This is a genomic window from Microcoleus sp. A003_D6 (assembly GCF_036702825.1).
In the GTDB taxonomy this organism is placed as follows: Bacteria; Cyanobacteriota; Cyanobacteriia; order Cyanobacteriales; family Microcoleaceae; genus Microcoleus.
In genome coordinates, this window is record NZ_JAUBWA010000084.1 from 27,070 (window position 1) to 33,209 (window position 6,140).

Consider the following 6,140-nt stretch of genomic DNA (forward strand, 5'->3'; position numbering starts at 1 on the left):
CGACGCACCCTACTTTCTCAGGACTAATTCAACGCACAGCGACAATTTCATGGCGACGCACCTGACAATATCTGGTGCGTCGCCATGAGATTGTGAGAGATTACCGAAAAATTTGCCAGCGATGCACCCTACTTTCTCAGGACTTGATAAGGGGGGAATAAGAGTATTCTCTCAAAGTCCCCCTACAACCAGGGGGATTTAGGGGGATCTGAACTCGGCTATCGACAAGAGATACAAAGGTTTTGAAGATTAAGTTGACACGATGAAAAGCAATGCCATTTCCCACCAGAAGATATTTTAAGAACGGGTATTAGCTCAATAACTCACAATTGACAATTAGCAAATAGAAATAAATTTTTGATTAAAATTAACTGTTGCGATCGCATAATTTGTCCAAATAAGACCAAAAAAAATTGTTACGTATAAAGAAAGTATAAAATTTAGGCTAAAATTGGCAAAATGTGTTTAAACCTAATAACTGATGGATCATTTTAAAACGCAATGGATACAGCTAACTTTCCCTGGTTAACCACAACAATCCTGTTTCCTATTGCTGCGGCTTTGCTGATTCCTTTGATTCCCGATAAGGATGGCAAGACGGTGCGGTGGTATGCCCTAATTGTCGGTTTGATCGATTTTGCTCTGCTTGTTTACGCTTTTTACACTCAGTACGACTTCAGCAATCCTGATTTGCAACTGGTAGAAAGTTACTCTTGGGTGCAGCAACTCGATTTGAATTGGTCGGTGGGTGCTGACGGTTTGTCGATGCCGCTGATTTTGCTGACTGGTTTTATTACTACTCTGGCTACTTTAGCTGCTTGGCCGGTCACATTTAAACCGAAGCTATTTTACTTTTTGATGCTGACAATGTACGGCGGCCAAATCGCAGTTTTTGCCGTGCAGGATATGTTGCTGTTTTTCCTAGTTTGGGAACTGGAATTAGTCCCGATTTACCTGATTTTGTCAATCTGGGGCGGCAAGAAGCGCCTCTACGCAGCAACTAAGTTTATCCTGTACACCGCAGGCGGTTCGCTGTTTATTTTGCTTGGCGGGCTGACGATGGCGTTTTACGGCGATACGGTGACTTTCGATATGCGGGCGATCGCAGCTAAAGATTACGCCCCCAATGTAGAATTGATCCTGTATACAGGTTTCTTAATAGCTTACGGTGTCAAACTGCCAATTTTTCCCCTGCACACTTGGCTCCCTGATGCTCACGGCGAAGCAACCGCACCCGCCCATATGTTGCTAGCAGGAATTCTGCTAAAAATGGGCGGCTACGCTTTGCTGCGGATGAATGCGGGAATGCTCCCAGATGCTCACGCTACTTTCGCACCCATCTTGGTAATTTTGGGTGTGGTTAATATTGTTTACGCCGCCTTAACTTCTTTTGCTCAGCGCAATTTGAAGCGGAAAATTGCTTATTCTTCGATTTCGCACATGGGGTTTGTGCTGATTGGGATAGCTTCGTTTACCGATTTGGGAACAAGCGGTGCAATGCTGCAAATGGTTTCCCACGGTTTAATCGGGGCGAGTTTGTTCTTTATGGTGGGTTGCACGTACGATCGCACTCACACCCTCATGCTTGACGAAATGGGCGGTGTCGGGCAGAAAATGCGTAAGGTTTTCGCGATGTGGACTGCTTGTTCTATGGCTTCTTTGGCTTTGCCGGGAATGAGCGGTTTTGTAGCAGAATTGATGGTGTTTGTAGGTTTTGCAACTAGCGATGCTTACAATCCCGTGTTTAAGGTTTGTGTGGTATTTCTAGCGGCTGTCGGGGTGATTTTGACTCCGATTTATCTGCTGTCGATGCTGCGGGAGATTTTCTACGGGCCTGAAAATAAGGAATTGTCGGAACACGAAGAGTTGGTGGATGCGGAACCGCGAGAAGTGTTTATTATTGCGGCTCTATTAGTGCCGATTATTGGCATTGGTTTGTATCCGAAGATGCTGACTCAAGTTTACGATGCGACTACTACACAGTTGACTGCAAGATTGCGCGATTCTGTGCCTTCGTTAGTGGCTAAGGCTGCTGCGGATAAAACTGTGTCTCTGCGTGCTCCGGCGATCGAGCCGAGCAAGTTGTGATTTAAACTGGATTTAGGAATAAAACCCCCAAAGCTTTTAGAAATAGATTTGGGGGTTTTCTATATGCAGATCGAAGTAACTTACGTTAGATTGGGATTGTGCAACCGCAGATGTCAGCGGATAAACGCAGATGAACGCTGATGGAAATGGAATTTCCTATATTGTCATTCCTCAAAAATAATAATCATGACTGACTATATCCGAGATCGTTATGTCGTGCCACTTTATCTCAAGGTTTTAAACGGTAACTTTTTATCGATGGGCAAAGATGTAGATGCGTTTGTTAACTCGACCCGAATGGTTCTCTATGAAGTAACGGACAAAGAACTGATCCAGATGTATAATTATGGTTGGAGGGAGATGATGACTGCAAGTTGGCTTTGTGGAATTAGGCGCTGTTCTAAACATCTTCAGACAATTGAAAGTTTGCTGATTCCAAGCCGAACTTGTTATGCAGGACAATTTCATTGTTTTGCATTAGCTCGTTTTGACAATGTTGAGTCGGTAAGAACTTTACGATCGTATCTCGATACCTACTTACCCGTTGGCGATCGACAGTACGACCAAAAATGGGCTATTGGAGCATTACGGTGGTTAGATCGTAGACATGGAACAGATTATGCACAGGTTTATCTAGAAAATCCCGATAATTGGAAACTTGGATATCGAGACCAAGAGTATGGGACACTAAGCGCAGAGGAAGGAATTCTCCACTTTCAAAAGGTTATGGACTTTGTAGACAAATATTTCCCAGAATTTACGGCGTAGATAGCTCGGTTTTATAAATATCGATTTGCCATGAAGAAGCGATTTTTGCCGATCGCTGGTGTTGAGGATTGATGAATGAAATCGCAACACTCCAAAGTTGGCATTCGAGCTGGGAGTGTATAGTTTTATTGGTTCTTTTTTGTGAAAGAGATTTGCTATAATTAAAACTGTTGAATTTTATTTGAAAGCCAAGCTGTTTGAGTTGAACTTTATGAGAACGTTCAGTGCGGTTGTTGAGAAAGACTATGACACTGGTTTATATGTGGGTTATGTTCCCGGTTTCCCTGGAGCGCATTCTCAAGGAGAAACTTTAGACGAGCTACAAGCAAACCTGCATGAAGTTATAGAGATGCTGTTAGAGGATGAACATCTAACCTTCAATGCAGAGTTTGTTGGTATTCAGCAAATTGTAGTTGCCTAGGTTATGAGCAATATTCCTGTTTTGAAGCCCCAAGAGGTAGTTCGCATCCTAGAAAATTTTGGGTTTGTGGAGGTTCGTCAGAAGGGTTCGCACAAGCAGTTTCGTCATGAAGATGGTCGAGGAACGACTGTTCCATTTCATAAAGGTCGCGATATTTCTCCCAGATTGCTACGACAGATTGCAGGTGACATTGAGTTGACAGTTGAAGAGTTTTTACAGTCGTGGTAGGGTTACGGAAAAATGAGTGATGACATACTTGGCTCGAAAGATGCGGTCGTGATTTCAGCGGAAAGCATGAATAGCGATGATATCCGCGCGACGATCCAATCAAATATTGACTTTGTGAATGCACTATTTGAAGAGCTTCTGAATCCCTCAGAAATTTATCGCGACGCACTGCTCAGTTACTACGTTGATTACTACCTCGCGCAGGTGAATAATGGGGGTTTTGCTCAGTTTGTCTATAACACAAGGTGGAAGCCTGCGGTCATCGCGCTAGTCAAAGAAGGCCTTAAGCAAATCGGCGCGACACAACATACCGATCTTTTTGCAAAAGGAGAGGCGCTGGTTACAGCAGAAAAGACAAAGTTAGCATCGTTCTTTTCGAGTGAGTTATTCGGCGAAAATGCTGAGAGAGACAGGCTAAATGCCATAAATGAGGACTTTTATTCGATCGCACAAGAGGAGAGTCTCGAACGATTAAATGCTAACTGGTTAAAAGCGCGCCCCAGCCTGATTGTTGTACCAGAAGATCGAATCCAACAGGAAGTCACTCGACGAGCATTGAGTATTTCCGATCGCGAGGCCCGGCTCGCCCAGACCCGTGCTGCCGAGCCGAGATACATTAAACTGATACGAGCCTTGTGCGATACAGCCGGCCATACGCTTGAGCGCGTAACGGCAGGCGATACTATGAATGAGTACGGTGGCAAAAGAATACTCGCTTGGCACTTTATTACTGACAATGGGCATCACTTCATGGTGGAGGCTGACGGGAAGGCAATGATGTTTTCGGGAAAGTCCAAGGAACAGATTGCGGAGCTGGTAGTGGTATAACTAAGCTGTTCGACATTTAAACCGCTAACGAGGCCTGTAGGGTGCGTCAGCTAGAACACTTACTAAGCAAGGGAAACAAGATAGGGCTGACGCACCCTACAATACTATTTTAAATGCGTAACAGCTTATGCAGCTAACTTAATAGTTAGGTTGAGGTACTATCTTTTTTAGTCTTTAACCTTAATTTTTTTGTTTCTATACTTGCTAGAATAGAAGCGAATACAAACCAAACTGCAACTCATGCTAAAAACCATCGAAGGCATTTATCAGAATGGGCAGATTCAGCTAGCCACGCAACCGCAAGATGTTAGCGAGCAATCGCAAGTTCTTGTCACCTTTCTCGATCCGGGCAAAATCGATCCAATTAAACTGCGCCAACTGATCGATCGATTGGAAACAATTGCAGGTATTCAGCAAGGTTTCGATGAACTCAACGCAGGACAGACTCGTCCCATCGAAAATTTTGTCCTAGAAATGCAGCAGAAATATGACATTTCAGGTTGAAATTACGTCGATTGCATCTTCTGAGATTGAGCAAACTTACCGCTGGTATCGGGAGCGAAATCCCGATTTTGCCGATCGCTGGTTTCGAGGCTTGATGAATGAAATCGCAACACTCCAAGAAAAACCTCGGCGCTGTAGTTTAGCAGTTGAAAGCGAGATTTTTCCTGAAGAGGTTCGACAGTTGCTTTATGGTAAATCCCAAAACATTTACCGAGTCTTGTTTGCGATTCGAGATACTACGGTTTATGTGTTGTACGTCCGCCATAGTGCTCGCTCGCCCTTAACCGCAGATGACTTGGATGAACTAGAAGGTGGAGTTGAGAATTTTTAGGCACTCATCAAGCGTCGTTATGCTTCGATCGCAATACCCAATACTTAAAATTACCTGTGGGTCGATCGCTCTTCAATTCGGTGCGAACAATCGTAAGTAAGGTATGATATCCATAACAGGATCAAAAGTTACAAAAAAGAGGGAATGTATGCAAACAATCCTTTTGAGCCGTGAAGAAGTCGCTCGTCGTGCGAAACATTTGTATGAGAGCACCATCCGCCAAAAAATTGAAATAGAAGAGAATATTGGCAAGATGGTCATCATTGATATAGAAACAGGCGACTATAAAGTTGATGAAAATGGTTTACACGCTGCTGATAACCTGAGTGCGAAAAATCCTAATGCTCGACTCTTTGGTATCCGTATTGGATATAATGTTGCTGCATCTCTAGGTGGTGTCATGGAGCGTGTGTCTAAGTGATTTCAGGTATTGTGGTTGATGGACACGCGATTATTACTGTGCCATTTCGTATTCCGAATCGATCGGACATCCCGATCGAGTTTGTGATAGATACAGGATTTACGGATCAGATTTGTTTACCACCCGAAGCTGTTGCTCTGCTCGGTCTTCCGTTTAGATATGATTTGGCCGTGAATTTAGCTGATAATAGCGAAGTTATACTGCCAGTTCATAAAGCTATTATTCTTTGGAACGGAGAGGAACGAGAGATTCGTGTATTTGCTACAGGACGGCGACCTCTAGTTGGGACTGCTCTTTTGGATGAACATGAGCTTGTGGTTCAGTTTACTGAGGGGGGGTTAGTGACGATTGATGAGTTGTAATTTCAACCCTCGATCGCAAAACCCAATACTTCAAAATTACCATTAGGTCGATCGCTCTTTAATTCACTAATAGACATCTCCAAAATAGTAACACTTCGTGGTAAGATCAGACCATAAAGCTTTTTTGACACAGAAACATGAGCGACATACTCAATCATATTGAAGAGCATCCTAAAGAAACACAGCGAT

Annotated in this window: 10 protein-coding genes; 9 read left to right on the forward strand and 1 reads right to left on the reverse strand. The window is 43.6% G+C overall.

Annotation, left to right across the window (positions count from 1 at the left end; genetic code table 11):
* Positions 1-501: 501 nt before the first annotated feature.
* The 9 genes from ndhD1 (at position 502) to QUB70_RS21650 (ending at position 5,951) form a co-directional block, all read left to right on the forward strand.
* On the forward strand, positions 502-2,088 hold the full coding sequence (gene ndhD1, locus QUB70_RS21610) for a photosynthetic/respiratory NAD(P)H-quinone oxidoreductase subunit D1 (protein ID WP_442927804.1): 1,587 nt from the start codon (positions 502-504) through the stop codon (positions 2,086-2,088).
* Between the two features lie 186 nt (positions 2,089-2,274).
* Positions 2,275-2,856 carry a DUF6000 family protein gene (locus tag QUB70_RS21615; protein WP_332983350.1) on the forward strand — a complete coding sequence of 194 codons (582 nt, stop codon included), beginning with the start codon at positions 2,275-2,277 and terminating at the stop codon, positions 2,854-2,856.
* 211 nt (positions 2,857-3,067) lie between these two features.
* Positions 3,068-3,277 (forward strand): type II toxin-antitoxin system HicB family antitoxin, encoded by a 210-nt coding sequence (locus tag QUB70_RS21620; RefSeq protein WP_332983352.1) that lies wholly within the window; start codon positions 3,068-3,070, stop codon positions 3,275-3,277.
* Positions 3,278-3,280: 3 nt separating this feature from the next.
* Positions 3,281-3,505 (forward strand): type II toxin-antitoxin system HicA family toxin, encoded by a 225-nt coding sequence (locus QUB70_RS21625; protein WP_332983353.1) that lies wholly within the window; start codon positions 3,281-3,283, stop codon positions 3,503-3,505.
* A gap of 12 nt (positions 3,506-3,517) precedes the next feature.
* Entirely contained in the window at positions 3,518-4,333 is an 816-nt protein-coding gene (locus tag QUB70_RS21630) for a DMP19 family protein (protein ID WP_332983354.1), read from the forward strand.
* A gap of 240 nt (positions 4,334-4,573) precedes the next feature.
* Entirely contained in the window at positions 4,574-4,837 is a 264-nt protein-coding gene (locus tag QUB70_RS21635) for a hypothetical protein (RefSeq protein WP_332983355.1), read from the forward strand.
* On the forward strand, positions 4,821-5,168 hold the full coding sequence (locus QUB70_RS21640; protein WP_332983356.1) for a type II toxin-antitoxin system RelE/ParE family toxin: 348 nt from the start codon (positions 4,821-4,823) through the stop codon (positions 5,166-5,168). The genes QUB70_RS21635 and QUB70_RS21640 overlap by 17 nt, the downstream gene beginning before the upstream one ends.
* 148 nt (positions 5,169-5,316) lie before the next feature.
* Entirely contained in the window at positions 5,317-5,589 is a 273-nt protein-coding gene (locus QUB70_RS21645; RefSeq protein WP_332983357.1) for a hypothetical protein, read from the forward strand.
* Between the two features lie 38 nt (positions 5,590-5,627).
* Complete coding sequence (locus tag QUB70_RS21650) at positions 5,628-5,951, forward strand: clan AA aspartic protease (protein ID WP_332983358.1); 324 nt, start codon at positions 5,628-5,630, stop codon at positions 5,949-5,951.
* 2 nt (positions 5,952-5,953) lie between these two features.
* Here QUB70_RS21650 and QUB70_RS21655 read toward each other — a convergent pair.
* On the reverse strand, positions 5,954-6,140 hold a 187-nt coding region (locus QUB70_RS21655), incomplete at its 5' end, for a hypothetical protein (protein ID WP_332983359.1).

What these genes read in the sequence shown, in the direction of transcription:
- ndhD1 (WP_442927804.1), top strand. Translation starts at nt 502, where the DNA reads ATGGATACAGCTAACTTTCCCTGGTTAACCACAACAATCCTGTTTCCT.
- QUB70_RS21615 (WP_332983350.1), top strand. Translation starts at nt 2,275, where the DNA reads ATGACTGACTATATCCGAGATCGTTATGTCGTGCCACTTTATCTCAAG.
- QUB70_RS21620 (WP_332983352.1), top strand. Translation starts at nt 3,068, where the DNA reads ATGAGAACGTTCAGTGCGGTTGTTGAGAAAGACTATGACACTGGTTTA.
- QUB70_RS21625 (WP_332983353.1), top strand. Translation starts at nt 3,281, where the DNA reads ATGAGCAATATTCCTGTTTTGAAGCCCCAAGAGGTAGTTCGCATCCTA.
- QUB70_RS21630 (WP_332983354.1), top strand. Translation starts at nt 3,518, where the DNA reads ATGAGTGATGACATACTTGGCTCGAAAGATGCGGTCGTGATTTCAGCG.
- QUB70_RS21635 (WP_332983355.1), top strand. Translation starts at nt 4,574, where the DNA reads ATGCTAAAAACCATCGAAGGCATTTATCAGAATGGGCAGATTCAGCTA.
- QUB70_RS21640 (WP_332983356.1), top strand. Translation starts at nt 4,821, where the DNA reads ATGACATTTCAGGTTGAAATTACGTCGATTGCATCTTCTGAGATTGAG.
- QUB70_RS21645 (WP_332983357.1), top strand. Translation starts at nt 5,317, where the DNA reads ATGCAAACAATCCTTTTGAGCCGTGAAGAAGTCGCTCGTCGTGCGAAA.